This window comes from Bacillus sp. LR--39 (assembly GCF_053613335.1).
This window is the reverse complement of sequence record NZ_JBSIOT010000270.1, coordinates 1-1,163: the sequence shown is the minus strand read 5'-3', so window position 1 is coordinate 1,163 and position 1,163 is coordinate 1. Positions and strand designations below refer to the sequence as shown.

The 1,163-nt window shown below is 47.8% G+C and carries 1 protein-coding gene; it reads left to right on the top strand.

Annotation, left to right across the window (positions count from 1 at the left end):
• Positions 1 to 1,103, top strand: a 1,103-nt coding sequence (locus ACWHAR_RS22415) for a helix-turn-helix transcriptional regulator (protein ID WP_452087872.1), incomplete at its 5' end; no start/stop codon positions are given.
• Positions 1,104 to 1,163 lie beyond the last annotated feature (60 nt).

Here is a 1,163-nt window from a genome sequence, read left to right as displayed (position 1 = left end):
TGGAGCAGGCTGGCTGGAACATCGGCGAAAACGAGTTTCATGTGCTGGATCTTCAGGTGACAGGGCTCCGTTGTGAAAAAAGCATCTTCCGTGAAGGTGATGAACAGCTTGCCGTGTTTACCCTGACCAATCTGGCTGAGGAATTGGCGGCCAAACGCGTTTTTCAGCTCTCCATACTTGATATCGGCCGGCTTTCTGTCACCGTTCTTGTGATGAAAACAAACAGCTCTGATCTGAAGGCGTATATAACGGAGCTGGCACGCCAATTTGGGAATGTAACCGGACTATGCCTGACCTCGACATTGAGCAGCGAGACGGAGCGTGTCACGGAAATTCCTTCTTTATTTCAGAATGTGAAAAGCGGCAAATCCCGCAGGCAGTTTGCCAACCGGAATCAGGTCATTGATTTGCAGGCCGACTTCCCTCAGGATGAGCAGTTCGCTCCTTATTACCCCTTTGAGCTGGAAAAACAAATTGTTCAGGCCATCCGGCTGGAAAGAAAACAGGAAGCCCAGGAACTGATAGATGGATGCATGAAGGAACTGGCGGAAAAGGCGGCCATAGACAGGCATGTGCATTCCGCCCTGATTCAGCTGTTTTCCCGCATTCAGGAGGATATTTTGCATTCCGGGCTCAATCCCAGCGAACTGTTTCAGCATCGGAACCCGTTTCTTGATATTTCAGAATTGCGCGAACCTAATGAAGCGGCTGCCTGGCTGATTGATGCAGTGGTGACGCCTTACCTTTCCAAGCTTGAGGGCAGAAAAAACAGACAGCAAAAGCAGCTGGCAGAACGTGTGATTGCGATGATTCACGAACAGTATATGGCGGACATTTCATTGGAAAGCTGTGCCGATGCGCTTGGCATGAATTCATATACGTTAAGCAAGGCATTTAAGCAAGTGACCGGTATTAATTTTATCGATTATGTGACCCAGATCAGAATCGAAAAGGCGAAAGAACTGCTGGTCAATACGAATAAAAAAATTCATGACGTGTCAGAAGAAGTCGGCTACCGCCACAATTACTTTAACCGGATTTTTAAAAAACAGGTCGGCATGCCGCCGGGTGTCTTCAGGCAAATGTATCAGGAAACGCCGTGAAAGGAGAGAACATGTGATGAAGAAACCAATTCAAGTATTTTTAGCGGGAGATTCCACTGT